The organism is Kluyvera sp. STS39-E (assembly GCF_040932435.1).
Classification (GTDB): domain Bacteria; phylum Pseudomonadota; class Gammaproteobacteria; order Enterobacterales; family Enterobacteriaceae; genus Kluyvera.
Map to the genome: position 1 here is coordinate 454,738 of NZ_JBFQGA010000003.1, position 17,204 is coordinate 471,941.

General features: G+C 55.6%; 17 protein-coding genes and 1 pseudogene. 11 read left to right on the forward strand and 7 right to left on the reverse strand.

All coding sequences use genetic code 11. The features are described from left to right. Positions 1-59: 59 nt before the first annotated feature. Positions 60-815, forward strand: coding sequence for a DeoR/GlpR family DNA-binding transcription regulator (locus AB4K05_RS08760; protein ID WP_368479590.1), 756 nt, complete (start codon positions 60-62; stop codon positions 813-815). Positions 816-865: 50 nt separating this feature from the next. Here AB4K05_RS08760 and AB4K05_RS08765 read toward each other — a convergent pair whose 3' ends face one another. From AB4K05_RS08765 to paaZ, 7 genes and pseudogenes are all read right to left on the reverse strand, one after another. Further along, positions 866-1,525 carry a DUF1345 domain-containing protein gene (locus AB4K05_RS08765; RefSeq protein ID WP_368479591.1) on the reverse strand — a complete coding sequence of 220 codons (660 nt, stop codon included), beginning with the start codon at positions 1,523-1,525 and terminating at the stop codon, positions 866-868. A gap of 152 nt (positions 1,526-1,677) precedes the next feature. Further along, positions 1,678-1,947 (reverse strand): annotated as a pseudogene (locus tag AB4K05_RS08770) (SymE family type I addiction module toxin); the annotation flags it as partial. Continuing rightward, the gene (locus AB4K05_RS08775; RefSeq protein ID WP_368479592.1) at positions 1,929-2,243 is read right to left on the reverse strand and encodes an ash family protein; all 315 of its coding nucleotides are present in this window, start codon (positions 2,241-2,243) and stop codon (positions 1,929-1,931) included. The pseudogene AB4K05_RS08770 and the gene AB4K05_RS08775, both read right to left, overlap by 19 nt. Before the next feature lie 444 nt (positions 2,244-2,687). After that, positions 2,688-3,164 carry a GNAT family N-acetyltransferase gene (locus AB4K05_RS08780; protein WP_368479593.1) on the reverse strand — a complete coding sequence of 159 codons (477 nt, stop codon included), beginning with the start codon at positions 3,162-3,164 and terminating at the stop codon, positions 2,688-2,690. A 190-nt stretch (positions 3,165-3,354) separates the two neighbouring features. Beyond that, on the reverse strand, positions 3,355-3,834 hold the full coding sequence (locus AB4K05_RS08785) for a hypothetical protein (RefSeq protein ID WP_368479594.1): 480 nt from the start codon (positions 3,832-3,834) through the stop codon (positions 3,355-3,357). A gap of 339 nt (positions 3,835-4,173) precedes the next feature. After that, on the reverse strand, positions 4,174-6,441 hold the full coding sequence (gene tynA / locus AB4K05_RS08790; protein WP_368479595.1) for a primary-amine oxidase: 2,268 nt from the start codon (positions 6,439-6,441) through the stop codon (positions 4,174-4,176). A gap of 251 nt (positions 6,442-6,692) precedes the next feature. Next, positions 6,693-8,738, reverse strand: a complete 2,046-nt coding sequence (paaZ, locus tag AB4K05_RS08795) for a phenylacetic acid degradation bifunctional protein PaaZ (protein WP_368479596.1) — start codon at positions 8,736-8,738, stop codon at positions 6,693-6,695. 285 nt (positions 8,739-9,023) lie between these two features. Here paaZ and paaA point away from each other — a divergent pair, with 285 nt between their 5' ends. Genes paaA through pcaF form a run of 10 tightly spaced genes read left to right on the forward strand, consistent with a single transcriptional unit; the run spans position 9,024 to position 17,199 of the window. After that, entirely contained in the window at positions 9,024-9,953 is a 930-nt protein-coding gene (paaA, locus tag AB4K05_RS08800; RefSeq protein ID WP_368479597.1) for a 1,2-phenylacetyl-CoA epoxidase subunit PaaA, read from the forward strand. Between the two features lie 11 nt (positions 9,954-9,964). Further along, positions 9,965-10,252 (forward strand): 1,2-phenylacetyl-CoA epoxidase subunit PaaB, encoded by a 288-nt coding sequence (gene paaB, locus AB4K05_RS08805; RefSeq protein WP_368479731.1) that lies wholly within the window; start codon positions 9,965-9,967, stop codon positions 10,250-10,252. 7 nt (positions 10,253-10,259) lie between these two features. Beyond that, positions 10,260-11,015, forward strand: coding sequence for a 1,2-phenylacetyl-CoA epoxidase subunit PaaC (paaC, locus tag AB4K05_RS08810; protein WP_368479598.1), 756 nt, complete (start codon positions 10,260-10,262; stop codon positions 11,013-11,015). 11 nt (positions 11,016-11,026) lie between these two features. Next, positions 11,027-11,524: a 1,2-phenylacetyl-CoA epoxidase subunit PaaD gene (gene paaD, locus AB4K05_RS08815; protein ID WP_368479599.1), complete on the forward strand. Its 498-nt coding sequence runs from the start codon at positions 11,027-11,029 to the stop codon at positions 11,522-11,524. Between the two features lie 7 nt (positions 11,525-11,531). Beyond that, positions 11,532-12,602, forward strand: a complete 1,071-nt coding sequence (gene paaE, locus AB4K05_RS08820; protein ID WP_368479600.1) for a 1,2-phenylacetyl-CoA epoxidase subunit PaaE — start codon at positions 11,532-11,534, stop codon at positions 12,600-12,602. Next, on the forward strand, positions 12,599-13,366 hold the full coding sequence (gene paaF / locus AB4K05_RS08825; RefSeq protein WP_368479601.1) for a 2,3-dehydroadipyl-CoA hydratase PaaF: 768 nt from the start codon (positions 12,599-12,601) through the stop codon (positions 13,364-13,366). Before paaE ends, paaF begins: the two co-directional genes overlap by 4 nt. 2 nt (positions 13,367-13,368) lie before the next feature. Further along, positions 13,369-14,157, forward strand: coding sequence for a 2-(1,2-epoxy-1,2-dihydrophenyl)acetyl-CoA isomerase PaaG (gene paaG / locus AB4K05_RS08830; protein WP_368479602.1), 789 nt, complete (start codon positions 13,369-13,371; stop codon positions 14,155-14,157). Between the two features lie 3 nt (positions 14,158-14,160). Next, entirely contained in the window at positions 14,161-15,579 is a 1,419-nt protein-coding gene (locus AB4K05_RS08835) for a 3-hydroxyacyl-CoA dehydrogenase (protein ID WP_368479603.1), read from the forward strand. Further along, positions 15,572-15,994 carry a hydroxyphenylacetyl-CoA thioesterase PaaI gene (gene paaI / locus AB4K05_RS08840; RefSeq protein WP_368479604.1) on the forward strand — a complete coding sequence of 141 codons (423 nt, stop codon included), beginning with the start codon at positions 15,572-15,574 and terminating at the stop codon, positions 15,992-15,994. The genes AB4K05_RS08835 and paaI overlap by 8 nt, the downstream gene beginning before the upstream one ends. Continuing rightward, the gene (gene pcaF / locus AB4K05_RS08845; protein WP_368479605.1) at positions 15,994-17,199 is read left to right on the forward strand and encodes a 3-oxoadipyl-CoA thiolase; all 1,206 of its coding nucleotides are present in this window, start codon (positions 15,994-15,996) and stop codon (positions 17,197-17,199) included. The genes paaI and pcaF overlap by 1 nt, the downstream gene beginning before the upstream one ends. The last annotated feature ends 5 nt before the right edge of the window (positions 17,200-17,204 follow it).

Below are 17,204 nucleotides of genomic sequence, written 5' to 3' on the forward strand. Positions count from 1 at the left end.
TCATAATCAGCATTAACGTGCATATTCAAGAAAAAACACGCATAGAAAAGGACTGTCACATGCTCGCGCATCAACGTAAACAACTTATTCTTGAACAGCTCCAGCTTGAAGGGCAGGTGATGTCGAAAAATCTGAGCGATCGCTTTGACGTCTCAGAGGACACTATTCGCAGGGATTTACGTGAACTTGCCGCAGAAGGGCATTTGCAACGGGTTCACGGCGGCGCGTTGCCAGCATCTTCTGCTGTGGCGACGTTTTCTGAGCGTAAGTCATTAAAAACCGACGTTAAAATGAAGGTCGCCAGAAAAGGCGCAGAGCTCATTTCTGAAGGCCAGGTGGTCATTGTGGATGGGGGAACCACCACATCAGAGCTTATTGCCTGCCTGCCGGACGACCTGCGCATCACCGTGGTGACACACAGTCCGAGCATTGCGCTGGGACTGGTCGATAAACCCGCTATTGACGTTATTTTGATTGGTGGCCGACTGTACAAACACTCCATTGTCAGCGTCGGGGCGGCGACAATTGAGGGCATCAGCAATATTCATGCGGATATTTTCTTCATGGGGGTGACGGGTATTCATCCTGAAGCCGGATTAACCACGGGTGATTATGAAGAAGCGTGCATCAAACGTGCATTTTCCGGCAGAGCGGCGGAAACGGTAGTGTTGGTGTCTCCGGAAAAGGTCAACGCGGCGTCATCGTTTGTTATCGGTGAGGTTGGGCTCATCAACACCATCGTGGTTGATAGCGACACCGATGATAATTGGCTAAAGGGCATCGAAGAAAAAGGCATCACCATTATGAAAGCGTGATCCTCTGTTCAAACCGAACGCGGCACAGGTTCGCCAAAAATCGACTGGGTTTAGCTCAGTAACCCCGCTCCGACGTTAACCGACAGGCCCAGAATCGCCAGATTGAAAGCAAAGGAAATAACCGACTGAAGTAATGCAATTTGTCGCATGTCGGTGGTGCCGGTCGCCACGTCAGCAGTTTGTGACGCGACGGCGATGGTGAAGGAAAAATAGAGGAAGTCCCAATAACCGGGTTCCTGCGGCTTTTCCGGAAAGATCATCGGTGCGACGTTCTTACTGCGGTGCAGGTAATGGTGGTGAGCGTAGTGCATGGCAAAGGCGGTGGGCAGCAAGGTCCATGAAACCGCCAGTGTAGAAACGGTTAGCAGGAGATGTAGCGCACGCGCAGTACCGGAGAGGTGCTTCAGTGAGGTCAGTTCAAGTAGGATCGCCAAGATGCTGACCAGGCAGCCTAAGATCACCATCCCCAGTACCAACCCCGCGCTCTCATCCTGCATTCTGGCAATATGCGGGATATCCTCCACCTTGGTGCGTAACATGAGAAACCACATAAAGAACAAATACAACCATGCCAGTACATTCCAGCCGATCAGCAACCGTTGCAGATAGCCCAGTTCAGCGGGAAGCGCGAAAAAGCAGACTGTCCCGGCCAGCATAGAGATCAGCAAACGCAGACGTGCGTGAAGATACGTTTTGAAAGAAAGAGTCATGAGATGCGTGACTTAACAAAGGGACGATGGATTAACTGTAGACGGCAGAAATAGGTTTGCGGGGCGCGCGACGTTGTTCGGCGAGAAAATACGCATTCCACTGTCGTGTACTGCACGGTTTGCGTATTTGTCGTCCGGATAGCGCTCGTTATTTATTTGCGCTTAATCGCCGGAATATCCCCGGTATCATTCAATGCACCGGGAAAGGTTTTCAGCCAAGCTTTGACTTTGCGCTGGTTGATATGCGTCACGCTCATGCCTTCGATACATCCCCAAAGCTCGCGGGTATTCTGTGGGGTAATGACAATGCAATCTTTCATCACGCGAATTTTAACCGGCATACCGTTAACGAATCCGGCATTAGACAGCCATTCTCCGTGTAAGTGGAGAGAGCGGGCTTCGACTAATGAATAGAATTCGCAGTGGGTAAAGTCCGGGACGGTTGGGGTGAGGGGTGTTGCCATGGGGCAGCCTCCGATGAGTGATGGCTATGACCGCCACCGGAGGTTCCAATCTCATTGGTGGCGGAACCAGACGGGGTTGGAACTACCGGCCTCATCGACACCGGCGCATCTTGCGATGCCCCCGCCTGGCCCACCATTGAGATGTGAGCGTGCGCACGACATAAAAAAAGCGCTAACGCGCATATGTCGTCGATGAAGTTAAGCAGGGTTCCAATCCCGGCACCTGATTTTGCAGGTACAACAATACGATACAACGCATCCTCCTATCGGGCAATACCGCTAACTGGAAGCACGCTCGCAGAACTGAAAACCAAGTACACTACGCCCCCTCTCCCTTAAAAAGGGAGAGGGCTGGGGTGAGGGTGAGTGCACTGATATCACCCGGCAGCAGGAATTGTCTTCACCGGTTCTCAAATCTCCCTCGCTGCAAGAATCACGTTTTCCATCGTTTGTTCGCGAGATGGCACATGTTTGTAAGGCCGGGGGAAAAGGACAACGAGTAGGAGATGTTTGGTATGGAGGTCATTGAGTTACTGACTATGGTACTAGTTGGGGATGGGTAGGGCATGCGACCGCTTTGAGCGAGGAGCGGACCTTGAACACATAAGTTATAGTCAGCCCGAGGTCTCGAAGCTGCCGTACTGAACTCGTAGCGATTAGATTTCCATTGTTGAGCTCTCCTACCAAGAGCAAAAAACTCAGGCTGATAATGCGATGGACATATCCATACAACGTAAATCTGTTTGGGCAAGTCTTGATGGGGATGTAGTTTCCTTGATAAACATAAAACCATGCTTTTCGTAGAAAGTTTGCGCGTTTGGTGTTGAGGTCAAGGTTAACTGTTTCAGCCCTCTTTTAATCGCCTCATCTTTAATCGTTTCAATAATCAGGCTAGCAAAACCTTTACCAAAATAATCCGGCAATGTAAAAATAGCTTCCACGCTACCCTCGGTAAGATCCAGATATCCCGTTGCCACCAATCCTACATCAGGCAGCTCGACAACAAAGAAAGGATTTTCCGTAATAACCTCCCTGTAATGTTCAGACATAGCTTCAGGCGTCCAAGCCTCAAGCACCCTGGCACAATAACTTGGCTTACATCCTTCCCGGATAGAAAGATTCCTTATATTCCAGCATTCCGCTGCCTCTTCAGGTACTGCAAGTCTGATTTTCATCTGTTCTTCCTTTTCGTCTTATTATATTTATAGATTTATCATGAAACGGTTTCGTTTCAATATCTTTGTTTAACTAAAGAGGAAGGTCCGCACTTGGCACATTGCGGAAGGGCTAACGGCCCGTAGTAAGTGAGTAACGGATGTTGACTGCTGACAATGATCGCAACCAAGATAAGATAGGTGGTGTCACTCAATCTATCCATGGTACAGGTTCACCAATATAAGTGTGTGTGCAGCAGCGGCAAGTCACCTTAACGTCCTTTCTAGTAATTGAAGGGTTCACCTGTTGCAGAATTCCATTCTCATCAACAAACAGACCCGGATAAAAACTGCTTTCGCCAATGCAGACTAAATCCCTTCGCTGATGCTCATGTAGCGCGACCAACCAGAAAACAGGCTCGGTGGTATCAAGACGTCCACATACTTCGCTGAATATTTCATCCCACGGTTTGCCAATCTGCTTGATCAGATAATAAAACAATGGTGTGTAGTCTCGGCCACGCTTCTGTCTGCCATGCATTGTCTCGCGCTTTACCAGTAGCTCATCTCCGAATTTTTTACGATTGCGTTCCCAGCGATACTCTGCTCCTGGATTATTAGAATGGTGCCGCGTAGTTGTGTTGACGCTGCGATACAGTTTACGGGACTTATTCAGTTGATGAGTACGCATAGATCGATCTCGTGCATCCTTTATTCTGTGAGTCAGTAACCCCTGCCGGAGCTAGATTCAATAGTTCGTGACTGCATAAAAAATGGTCATGCTTAAAGGCAGTCTCATTTTGCTGAAATACCTTCCTACTAACAACTACCAAAAGTCCCCTCCTGGCACAAATCCGCCAGTCCCCCCAGCCCAGCTTCTCCACTACGCAATAAAGCATAAAGCTAGAACAAGTAAGGTAAAAAAGCAGCCCCTATCAAGCCCCGGTTGGCTTTACCCAACCCCAACCGACCAAACAAAAACGGCGATAAACCCTCCCAGGTCTACCGCCGTCTTTCCCTCTAAAATCTTTTACTTCTTCTTCTCACCCAACGTCGGTGTCTCATCAAAGAAGTTCCACGGTTTTAACAGCGCATGCGCCCATTCGGTTGGCATGATCGGCCACTCTTCGGCTCGCGCCACGTGGGTTGTCCCGGTGGTGAGCCACACGACGTCATCGTTATTTTTCAACGACTCATCATCCTTCGCATACTGCCCCAAGCCGGTATCGTGCACCGAACGGTTTGGATATTTACCTTCCGGATAACGCTCGTCTTGATGGTAGCGGGTCACCCATAGCTGCTTATCCATAAAGCTCAGGCGATGATAAATCCACTCGTCTGGCGCAAATTTCGCGCCGGTGGCCGCCGGGTGGGTACCGCCAGCGTAAGGGATAATCTGGTAGGACACCGGGTTACCCATACGGTTTTCTTTGGTGGTATTGCTCAGCAGGCGAATGGTGCCTGGGTCAAACTTCTGCGCGGCTTTCTGTTCGGTTTCAATATCATACTGGTTCACCTGCATGGTACTGGTACGCGGGCCGCCAGCGGTGTTTGGCTTAACTTCTGGGTCCATGGCTACCAAGCTGTTATTTTCGCCGTCCACGTCGAGATCGAGGCGGAAGTTATAAATATGCTGGTGGGTGGTGCCGACGATATTATGGTCGATCAGCGTTCCGTAGCGGGTGTCGTCCTTGGCGCTTGGATCGTGCATCGTTTTCGCCAACACGCCTTTCACTGCCTCAATCCCGGTTGCCCCGGCGTCAATGCCGATGGTGCCGTTTTCGTGGAATACCCAGTCGAAGATATAGTCGTAGTTACCGACGGTGCTGATCCAGCGCACTACCAGCTCACGGCGTTCGGTGCTGACGTTTGGCTGGCCCATCTCTTGGTGCTTATATTCCGGTCCCGCATAACGTTCAAAAATAGCAACCGCGCGTGGAATGGTGGTCGGCGTGCCGGTGTAGTCGGCGATGGTTTCGTCCAGCAGCACGGCATTGTTTGGCGCATCTTTGCCACGGGCGATAGGAGAGGTCAGGGTGCCCATGCCGTAATCGCCGGAATCCAAGTAAGCCTTAAAGTACCAGCCGACATCCGGATCGCCGTAAGGCACAATCATCCCGCCCAGCGACCCTTCATACATCACCTGGCGTTTTTTGCCGTTGTCGTTATAGGTCACGGTAGACAGGATTGGCCCCACGCGGGAGTTCAGACGCAGGTGGAAATCCCAGTTCTGCCAATGAACCATATCGCCGGTGATGGTGTAGTTTTTACCTTCAGGTTCGATGATATCCAGCGGTTTCACCGATTTTGCCACGCGGTCGCGACCATCAAACGGACGGGATTCCATAGGCACTGGGATCACCGGGCCTTCTTCGATTTTGATGATTTTTTTCTGCTCAAGATCGACAACAGCGACCAGGTTCTCAATCGGGTGCGCCCAGTAGTTGCCGTCACCGGTGTCTAAATAGCTGACCACTTTCAGCAGACGCGAATCCTGCTTGAGTCCGTCTTTGCCGTCGAAGTAACCGACGGTCAGCGGCGTGGTGATAACTTTGGTCGTGTCTTTAATACCATGTTTTTTCAACACGTCAGCGAACTCGGTGCTGGCGTTGATAATATTCTGCACGCTGACGAAATCGTCAATCAGCACCATCCCGTGCGCGTCTTTGATAGGCGTCCATGAGAGGATCTTTTTGTTTTGCAAATCGACAACGGCTTCGATGACGTGTTTGCCATCCAGCATAATCACATCGGCGGTGCGTGGGGCGTTAACCGGCGTGCCGTTGAGGGCAAAATCCCACACCGCTTTTTTATCCGGCTCGTGCAGCGAAATCTCGGTAAAGCGGGTATTGGCCTGGAATTCCGGGGCCGCTTTGACAATCGTCACCGCTTCGCCAATCTCGGCGGAGGAGAGCGAGTTTAACGGATGAGGCACTTTTTCCACTTGGAAAGTCTGGTCGAGGCCGGACTGGAAAACATCGTTAATGAAGGTTTCAGAAATCCAGGCTTTGCCTTTTTTCATCACCACCGGCACCTGCAGGTTCAAGGTCTTGCCGTTGACGACCGCTGTTTTAGCCCCCGGTTTTACCTTCACATAGGCGCCGTCTTTCATCAGCGTAAACATCTGCGCGTAATCATCCCACTGCACGTCCGCGCCAAATTCCTGCAAGGTTTTATCCATCGGCACCATATGCGCTTCGCCGCCGTGGGCGTAAACCTGGGCAGGCCCGAGGCAGCACAGTGCGATAGCCAGTGCGAGCGCTGTTTTGCCTTTAGACAGTTTCAAAGATTTAGACATTGTGACCTCAGCTTATCGTTATGTTGTGCCGTGCCAGGCTTTTCTTGTTTCAGTCTCTTAACCTAACAGCCGAACGTCATTAAGCGTTTGCTTACGCTTGCCAGGTTATTTGTCAGTTTTGCCAGTTATAAAAAATGCCTCCGTAGAGGCATTAGGGTGGGTTGCATGATGGCGCTGCGCTTTTCAGGCCTGCGACCGTCACGATCCCGTAGGCCCGGTAAGCGCAGCGTCACCGGGCAATCAACGACGACTTACGCCGGGAAATCTCCCTGCTGACGCGCAACCAGTGTCAGAATCGAGTACAGCGCCACCGCCTGCTGGTGCTGGTTGAAAATCTCCACGGACCATTCCACCACGCCGGTGGCTTTCTCCTCGGCATTGCGCTGGCGTTTGACCGTTTTACGCTTGCAGGTCAGGCGTACCTGGATGGTGTCTCCCGGTTTTACCGGCTCGATAAAACGCAGGTTTTCCATACCGTAGTTGGCGATAACCGGGCCGACGCCCGCGTCAACAAACAGCCCAGCCGCCGCGGAAATCAGGAAATAACCGTGCACCACGCGCTCACCAAAAATCGACTCGGCGGCGGCAATTTTGTCCATGTGGGCGTAGAAGTGATCGCCGCTGAGACAGGCAAAATTGACGATATCCGCTTCGGTCAAGGTCCGGCGTGGGGTCAGCAGGCTATCGCCCGGTTGGATCTCTTCAAAATGTTTGCGGAACGGGTGAACGCGATCTTCTGCGACCTGTGCGCCGCGTACCCATTGCTGACCGATTGCGGCGAGCATCGTCGGGCTGCCCTGAACGGCAGTGCGCTGCATATAGTGTTTCACCGAACGCAGGCCGCCCAGCTCTTCGCCGCCACCCGCACGACCCGGGCCGCCGTGTACCAACTGCGGCAGCGGGGAGCCGTGACCGGTGGACTCGACGGAAGACTCTTCATTGAGCACCTGAATACGACCGTGCGCGCGGGCCGCGCCAAGAATAAATTCCCGGGCCAAAGCGGTGCTGGCAGTGACCAGCGTCCCGGCAAGGCTCCCTTCACCGGCGCGCGCCAGCTGCATCGCATGTTCGCTATTGTGATATGGCATCAGCGTGGCTACTGGGCCAAAGGCTTCGATGGCGTGCACGGCGGCAATTTCATCCGGCTGCGGGCACAGCAGCAGCGTCGGCGGGAAGAACGCCCCGGCGGCGTTGAGATCGGCTTTACCGCCTAATAGCACGTCACAACCGGCCAGCACCAGACGGTTAACGTTGTCCTGTACGTCTTGGCGCTGTTCGGCGTTGACCAGCGCGCCCATCTTCACGCCTTCCTGCGCCGGGTCGCCGACTACCACTTTTTGCAGACGGGCGATCAGCGCTTCGCTCACCGCGCTGATTTGCGCCTGTGGCACGATAATACGGCGAATAGCGGTACATTTTTGACCGGCTTTGGCGGTCATCTCACGCACCACTTCACGGATAAACAACGCAAACTCCGGCTGCTCTGGCGTCACGTCCTCACCCAGCACGCAGCAGTTCAGCGAATCGGCTTCCATGGTAAACGGAATCGATTTTGCCACCAGATTCGGGTGTACGCGCAGCTGTTGACCAGTTTGTGCCGAACCGGTGAAGGTCACCACGTCTTGGTGGTCAAGGTGGTTGAGTAAATCACCCGCGCCGCCGCAAATCACGCTAATTGCGCCGTTTGGCACGAGGCCGCTTTCGACAATGGCTTTCACCATCGCTTGGGTCAACTGCGCGGTGGCGGTTGCCGGTTTGATGATTGCAGGCATCCCGGCAAGCCAGGTGGGGGCCAGTTTTTCGAGCATTCCCCAGCAAGGGAAGTTGAACGCGTTGATATGCACCGCCACGCCAGATTTTGACGTCAGCACGTGGCGCGCGGCGAAACCGCCCTGTTTGGACAGCGGGATCAGCTCGTCTTCCGGCCACAGGACATCGTCCGGCAGCTCGCGACCGCCGAGGCCTGCGTAGGTGAAGAGGGTGCCAATACCGCCTTCAATATCCACCCAACTATCGGCGCGGGTCGCGCCGGTTTCAGCGGAAATGGCGTAGAAATCCGCTTTCAGCTCCAGCAGATGCTTCGCCACCGCTTTGAGCATCGCGCTGCGTTCAATAAAGGTCATGGCCTGTAACGCTTTGCCGCCATGCTCAATCGCGAAACGACGCGCCTGCGCCATATCCAGACCTTCGCTTGTCACTTCCCACAGCGCTTCGCCGCTTATCGCATGATGAATGGCACGGGTGCGGCCCTGTCCGGTCTGCCAGGTGCCGGATAAAAAGCTGGCTAACTTCTGCATCGTCAATCTCCAGATATGTTACGTAATCTCGCCTTAAATAGTTCTTTTCTGAATCACAAAATGCAAGCCTGATTTTAATAATTTATTAACAATGCGATCGCGGACACGAAGCGATAAAGCATCATCTATCTGTTTTTAAAGGATTATGGAAAAGCCTTTGCGGTATTCATCACAAAATGCACAAACAAAATTTGTGGTTTTATTTAACTAAGATGTAACTTCTATAAAACAAAGTGATTCACAAAAATTGATTTGTTGAATTTATCGGAATCATAAGGTGATGACGTGACAGAAGAACAACGCTTTGACCAGCGCATCGCGCAGGAAACAGCCATCGAACCGCAGGACTGGATGCCGGACGCCTACCGTAAAACGCTGATCCGCCAGATTGGTCAGCACGCGCATTCGGAGATTGTCGGCATGCTGCCGGAAGGCAATTGGATAACCCGCGCACCGACCCTGCGCCGTAAAGCGATTCTGCTGGCGAAAGTGCAGGATGAAGCCGGACACGGTCTGTACCTCTACAGCGCGGCAGAAACCCTCGGCTGCGCCCGTGAAGATCTGTATCAGAAGATGCTCGACGGGCAGATGAAGTACTCCTCCATCTTTAACTACCCCACGCTTACGTGGGCTGATATCGGCGTGATCGGCTGGCTGGTTGATGGCGCAGCTATCGTTAACCAGGTTGCCCTGTGCCGTACCTCATACGGCCCGTATGCCAGGGCGATGGTCAAAATTTGCAAAGAAGAGAGCTTCCATCAGCGTCAGGGGTTTGAAGCCTGCATGGCGCTGGCGGCGGGCAATGAAGAGCAACGTCAGATGCTGCAAGACGCTATCAACCGCTTCTGGTGGCCAGCACTGATGATGTTTGGCCCAAGCGACGACAACTCACCAAACAGCGCCCGCAGCATGGCGTGGAAAATCAAACTGCATTCCAACGACGAACTGCGCCAGCGCTTTGTCGATAACACCGTCCCGCAGGTCGAGATTCTCGGTATGAAAGTGCCGGATGCCGACCTCAGCTTGGACGAAGCCACCGGTCACTATCGCTATGGCGAAATTGACTGGCAGGAACTTAATGAAGTGATCAACGGCCGTGGCATCTGTAACCACGAACGTCTGGGCGCAAAACGCAAAGCCTGGGAAGAGGGGGCATGGGTGCGCGAAGCCGCGCTAGCGCATGCCGAAAAACAACGCGCCCGCGATGCCGCCTAAGGAGAAAAATGATGAGCAACACTTACTGGCCGTTATACGAAGTTTTTGTCCGCAGCAAACAGGGGCTGTCCCATCGTCATGTCGGCAGCCTGCACGCTGCCGATGACCAGATGGCGCTGGAAAATGCCCGCGACGCCTACACTCGCCGCAGCGAAGGCTGCTCTATTTGGGTGGTGAAGGCCAACAGCATTGTCGCCTCGCAGCCTGCCGACCGCGAAGAGCTGTTCGACCCGGCAGAAAGCAAAGTCTACCGTCACCCGACGTTCTACACCGTGCCGGACGGCATGGAACATATGTGAGGCAACGATGAATAACCTGAATCCCGTTGCAACCTATGCTCTGCGTCTTGGCGATAACGGCCTGGTGCTGGCCCAGCGTTTAGGCGCGTGGTGCGGTCACGCACCGGAGCTGGAAATCGATCTGGCGCTGGCCAATATCGGCCTTGACCTGCTGGGTCAGGCGCGCAATTTCCTCAGCTATGCCGCTGAAGTTCAAGGTAGCGGCGATGAAGACACGCTGGCCTTTGGTCGCGATGAGCGCCAGTTCTGCAACCTGCTGCTGGTTGAACAGCCTAACGGTAACTTCGCCGATACCATCGCCCGTCAGTTCTTTATCGACGTCTGGCATGTGGCGCTGTTCAGCCGTTTGGTCAACAGCCGTGATGCGCAAATTGCCGCTATTGCTGCCAAAAGCCTCAAAGAAGTGCGTTACCACCAACGCTTTAGCCGCGGCTGGTTGGAACGTCTTGGCAACGGTACTGAGCTTTCTGCCAGCCGTATGCAGCAGGCGGTCGACAGCCTGTGGCGTTTCACCGGCGAGCTATTCATGGTCGATGAGGTGGACGCCGCGCTGATTGAGCAGGGGATTGCCGTCGATCCGCGTGAGTTTGAGGCCGAATGGCAGTCGACGGTACATACCGCACTGCTTGATTCCGGGTTGCAAATCCCACAGGAAGCCGCATTCCGTCGCGGTGGCAAGCAGGGGCTGCACAGTGAATATCTCGGGCCGATGCTGGCAGAAATGCAGTATTTACAGCGCTCGAATCCCGGTCAGCAGTGGTAATGGAGGTAGCTATGCAACGTCTTGCTGCGATCGCACCCGCCGAGGTGCGCACCGTTTGGAGCTTGTTAAGCGCCATTACGGACCCAGAAGTGCCGGTGCTGACGATAACCGATCTCGGCATGGTTCGCCGGGTTGAACGTCACGGCGACGGTTGGGTGATTGGCTTCACGCCAACCTACTCCGGTTGCCCGGCGACCGAGCACCTGCTGGGTGAGATCCGCGCGGTAATGACCGAGCACGGCTACACGCCGGTGCACATAGTGCTGCAGCTTGATCCGGCATGGACTACCGACTGGATGAGCCCGGATGCCCGCGAGCGTCTGCGCCAGTACGGCATTAGCCCGCCGCAGGCCCATGCCTGCCATGCATCCATGCCCAGCGAAGTGCTATGCCCACGCTGTGGAAGCACCCACACCTCGCTGATTAGCGAATTCGGTTCAACGGCCTGCAAAGCGCTTTACCGCTGTGACAGCTGCCGTGAACCCTTTGATTACTTTAAATGTATTTGAGGTTGCGATGACAATATTTCATTCGCTTACCGTGGCAAACGTCGAGCCGGAAACCCGCGATGCGGTGACCATCACTTTTGCCATTCCCGACGCGCTGCGTAATGACTACGCCTTCCGCCCAGGCCAGCATTTGACGCTGAAAACCCGCCTCGGCGGCGAGGAACTGCGCCGCTGCTATTCCATTTGCCGCAGCCGCTCGCCGTCTGAAATCAGCGTGGCGGTGAAAGCTATCGATGGCGGCCGCTTCTCGCGCTATGCCCAAAGTGATATTCAGCAGGGCATGGAGTTTGAGGTGATGGTGCCACAGGGACACTTTGGCTATCAGCCAACGGCTACGCGCTGCGCAAACTATTTGGCGATTGCCGCCGGTTCCGGCATTACGCCGATGATGGCGATTATCGAAGCCACGCTGGCCACCGAATCCACCAGTCGCTTCACGCTGATTTACGGCAACCGCAGCAGCCACAGCATGATGTTCCGCCAAGCGCTGGCCGACTTGAAAGGCAGCTACCCGCAGCGTTTGCAGGTGGTGCATCTGTTCAGCCAAGAGTCGATGGACAGCGACCTGCTGCAAGGGCGTATCGATGGCGACAAACTGCGTGCGCTATCTGAACACCTGCTCGACTTCAGCGGCTTTGACGATGCCTTTATTTGCGGCCCGTCGGTGATGATGGATGAAGCGGAAGTGGCTCTGCGCGAGCTGGGCGTGCCGGAAAAATCCATTCATCTTGAGCGCTTCAACACCCCAGGCACCAGCGTCAAGCGTGCGACGGGTGTGCAGGCGGAAGGGCGTACCGTGACCCTGCGCCAGGATGGACGCGAGCGCCTGATTTCGCTCTCAGCAGAAGATGACAGCATTCTTGACGCTGCGCTGCGCCAAGGTGCAGATCTGCCGTTCGCCTGTAAAGGCGGCGTCTGCGCAACCTGTAAATGCAAAGTGGTACAGGGTGAAGTCGCCATGGCGGCGAACTACAGCCTCGAAGCCGACGAACTGGCGGCGGGATATGTCCTGAGCTGTCAGGCGCTGCCAACCAGCGGTGACGTAATTGTCGACTTTGATGCGCGGGGGATGGCATGAGCGAACTGCTGATTACCCGCCATGACCGCGTACTTCAGCTCACCCTGAACCGCCCACAGGCACGTAATGCGTTAAACAATGCGCTGCTCGGCGAAATTGCTGATGCGCTGGAAAGTGCGGCGGCTGATGCCTCCATCAGCGTGTGCGTTATCACCGGCAACGTCCGTTATTTTGCCGCCGGTGCTGACCTCAACGAAATGGCGCAAAAAGATCTGCCTGCCACCTTTGACGATCTTCGTCCACGTCTGTGGGCGCGGATCGACGCCTTTAACAAACCGCTGCTGGCAGTGGTCAACGGTTACGCGCTGGGCGCGGGCTGCGAGCTGGCGTTGCTGTGCGATCTGGTTATCGCCGGGGATAACGCCCGTTTTGGTCTGCCAGAAATTACCCTCGGCACCATGCCGGGTGCAGGTGGTACCCAGCGTTTGATCAGAAGCGTTGGCAAAGCGCTGGCAAGCCGCATGGTGCTGAGCGGCGAAAGCATTGACGCTAAGCAGGCGCAGCAGGCAGGGCTGGTCAGCGACATTCATCCGGCCAATCTGTCCGACGAATATGCGCTGAAGCTGGCGGCGACTATCGCTCGTCACTCGCCGCTGGCACTGCGTGCGGCTAAACAGTCGCTGCGTTTGTCTCAGGAAGTCGGCCTACAGGCAGGGCTTACCCAGGAACGTCAGCTGTTTACCCTGCTGAGCGGGACAGACGATCGTCGTGAAGGTATTGCGGCTTTCTTAGAAAAACGCACACCGGAATTTAAAGGACGCTAACCATGGAAGCTTTCATTCAATGTGAAATTGAACAGGGCGTGATGACGCTGACGCTCAATCGCCCAGACCGACTCAACAGCTTTAATGACGTGATGCACCAGCAGTTGGCCGATTGCTTAAAGCAGGCTGAGCGCGATGACACCATTCGCTGCCTGCTGATTACCGGTGCGGGGCGTGGCTTTTGCGCAGGACAAGATCTTAACGACCGTAACGTCGATCCCAGCGGTCCAGCGCCTGATTTGGGCATGTCGGTTGAACGTTTTTATAACCCGCTGGTGCGCCGTCTTGCGGCGCTGCCAAAACCGGTTATCTGCGCGGTGAACGGCGTGGCTGCGGGGGCGGGTGCTACGCTGGCGCTCGGCTGCGATATCGTGATTGCCGCGCGCTCCGCCAAATTTGTGATGGCGTTTAGCAAGCTAGGCCTAGTGCCCGACTGTGGCGGTAGCTGGGTGCTGCCGCGCGTTGCTGGGCGTGCCCGTGCAATGGGGCTGGCGCTACTGGGCGACACCCTAAGCGCAGAGCAAGCTGCGCAGTGGGGCTTGATCTGGCAGGTGGTGGACGACGCTGAGCTAAAAGACACCAGCCTGACGATGGCCCGCCATTTTGCCTCGCAGCCGACCTACGGTCTGGGACTGATTAAGAAAGCGTTGCAACTATCGGAAACCCACAGTTTGGATGAGCAGCTCGACGTTGAGCGTGATTTCCAGCGCTTGGCCGGTCGCAGCGACGACTATCGCGAAGGCGTTAGCGCCTTCCTCGCTAAACGTGCGCCCCAGTTCAGGGGGAAATAAGCCATGAGTCAGACTCTTCACACCGTCGCCGTGATTGGCGGCGGCACGATGGGCGCCGGGATCGTCGAAGTGGCGGCCAGCGCCGGGCATCAGGTTCGCCTGTATGACATTTCCGCTGAGGCGATTAGTCGCGCCATCGATGGCATTCGGCAGCGTTTGCTTAACCGCGTGAGCCGGGGAAAACTCAGCGACGAACAGGCGCAGGCGCTGCTGTCGCGCATTCAGCCTGCCACCGAACTGAGCCAGCTTGCCGACGCGCAGTTGGTGATTGAGGCGGCGTCCGAACGTCTGGAGATTAAACAGGCGCTGTTTAGCCAACTGGCGGAGATCTGCTCGTCGTCCACGCTGCTGACCAGCAATACCTCGTCAATTTCAATTACCGCTATTGCGGCGGGTATCAAGCATCCGGAGCGCGTTGCCGGGCTGCACTTCTTTAACCCCGCGCCGGTGATGAAACTGGTGGAAGTGGTAAGCGGACTGGCGACCTCGGCGGAAGTCGTGGAACAGCTCTGCCAGTGCGTCACCCGCTGGGGTAAGCAAGCGGTGCGCTGCCGTTCAACGCCGGGCTTTATCGTCAACCGCGTGGCGCGTCCTTATTACGCCGAAGCTTGGCGTGCGCTGGAGGAGCAAGTGGCGACGCCTGAAGTCATCGACGCCGCGCTACGTGATGGCGGCGGCTTCCTGATGGGGCCGCTGGCATTAACCGATTTGATAGGGCAAGACGTGAACTTCGCGGTGACTTGCTCCGTCTTTAACGCCTTCTGGCAAGACCGTCGTTTTCTGCCGTCGCTGCTGCAACAGGAGCTGGCGCTGGCTGGGCGTTTGGGCAAGAAAAGCGGCCAGGGCGTTTATCGCTGGCCGGTCGAGAATCAACCCGAACTGGCGCTTAACACAGTAGCGGCAGAGCGCGCAGCGAAAGTGGCTAAAAGTGACATTGTCACTGAGCTGGATGACGTTCTGCTTTTGGAAACCACCGGTGAAACCGCGCTGGCCTTAAGCGTGCAGCACGGTCGCCCGGTGGTGGTGTATGACCATGCCGCAGGTGACACGGTGGTGCTGGCGAGTGCGCAAACCAACTCACCGGAAGCGACGGATAAAGCCGTTTATCACTTCCAACAGCAGGGCAAGAAAGTGCTGCAAATCGCCGATTATCCGGGGCTGCTGGTGTGGCGGACGGTGGCGATGCTGGCGAATGAAGCGCTTGATGCGGTGCAAAAAGGCGTTGCCAGCGCTGAAGATATCGATACCGCGATGCGTCTGGGCGTGAACTACCCGCAAGGCCCGCTGGCCTGGGGGCAGTCGCTCGGCTGGGGGCGTGTGCTGCGCCTGTTAGAAAATCTGCAACAGCACTATGGCGAAGAACGCTATCGCCCGAGTGCGCTGCTGCGCCAAAAGGCGCTAATGGAGATGCGTCATGAGTAATGAAGCCTGGCGCAATGCGCGCGCCATGTATGAAAAAGATACCTGCGCTCGCGCGTTGGGCATTGAGATTATTGAGATGGACGAGGGCTATGCGCAGATGACCATGGCGGTTTCCCCCAACATGCTCAATGGCCACCAGACCTGCCACGGCGGGCAACTGTTTTCATTGGCCGATACCGCCTTTGCTTACGCCTGCAACAGCCAGGGGCTGGCGGCGGTGGCTTCGGCGGCGAGCATTGATTTTCTGCGTCCGGCGTTTACCGGCGATCTGCTGACCGCCACCGCGCGGGTCAAGCAGCAGGGCAAGCTGACCGGCGTTTATGACATTGAGATTGTTAATCAGCAGCAAAAAACCGTCGCACTATTCCGCGGCAAATCGCACCGCATCGGCGGCACTATCACGGGGGAAGTTTAATGCGTGACGCTTTTATTTGTGACGGAATTCGGACACCGATTGGCCGCTACGGCGGGGCGCTATCGGGCGTGCGTGCCGATGACCTAGCGGCTATCCCGCTGCGCGAACTGTTAAGCCGTAACCCGCGCTTGGACGCCAGCTGCATCGACGATGTGATTTTTGGCTGTGCCAACCAGGCCGGTGAAGATAACCGTAACGTAGCGCATATGGCAACGTTGCTGGCGGGCTATCCGCACAGCGTGGCGGGCACCACCATTAACCGTCTGTGCGGCTCCGGTCTTGACGCTATCGGTTTTGCTGCCCGCGCCATTAAAGCGGGCGATGCGGACTTGATGATCGCCGGCGGCGTGGAGTCGATGTCCCGCGCCCCGTTCGTGATGGGCAAAGCCACTTCCGCGTTCCAGCGGCAGGCCGAGATGTTTGATACCACTATCGGCTGGCGTTTTGTGAACCCGCTCATGCAGCAGCAATTTGGTACTGACAGCATGCCGGAAACGGCGGAGAATGTAGCCGAATTGTTAAATATTAGTCGCGAAGATCAGGACGCCTTTGCGTATCGTAGCCAGCAGCGTACGGCGCAAGCCCAGCGCGACGGCATTCTGGCGCAGGAAATTGTGCCGGTGCAGATTATTGGCAAAAAGGGCGCGGTGAGCGCGGTACGTGATGATGAGCATCCGCGCGCCGAAACCACGCTGGAAATGCTGGCGTCGCTGAAAACCCCGTTCCGCAAGGGCGGTGTGGTGACGGCAGGTAATGCCTCCGGCGTTAACGATGGTGCGGCGGCAATGATTATTGCCAGCGAGCAGCAGGCGCTTACCCAGGGTTTGACGCCGCGTGCGCGCATTGTCGCCATGGCGACTGCGGGCGTCGAGCCAAAATATATGGGCCTAGGGCCGGTTCCGGCGGTACGTAAAGTGCTGGAGCGCGCAGGGCTTAACATTAACGATATGGACGTGATTGAACTCAACGAAGCCTTTGCCGCTCAAGCTTTGGGCGTTATGAGGCAGCTTGGGCTGGCGGATGATGCCGCACACGTGAATCCCAACGGTGGCGCCATCGCTTTAGGTCACCCGCTGGGAATGAGCGGAGTGCGTCTGGCGCTGGCAGCAAGCTTGGAACTGGAACGACGCAATGGACGCTATGCGCTGTGTACGATGTGTATTGGCGTGGGCCAGGGCATTGCCCTGATCCTCGAACGAGTGTGAGCTGA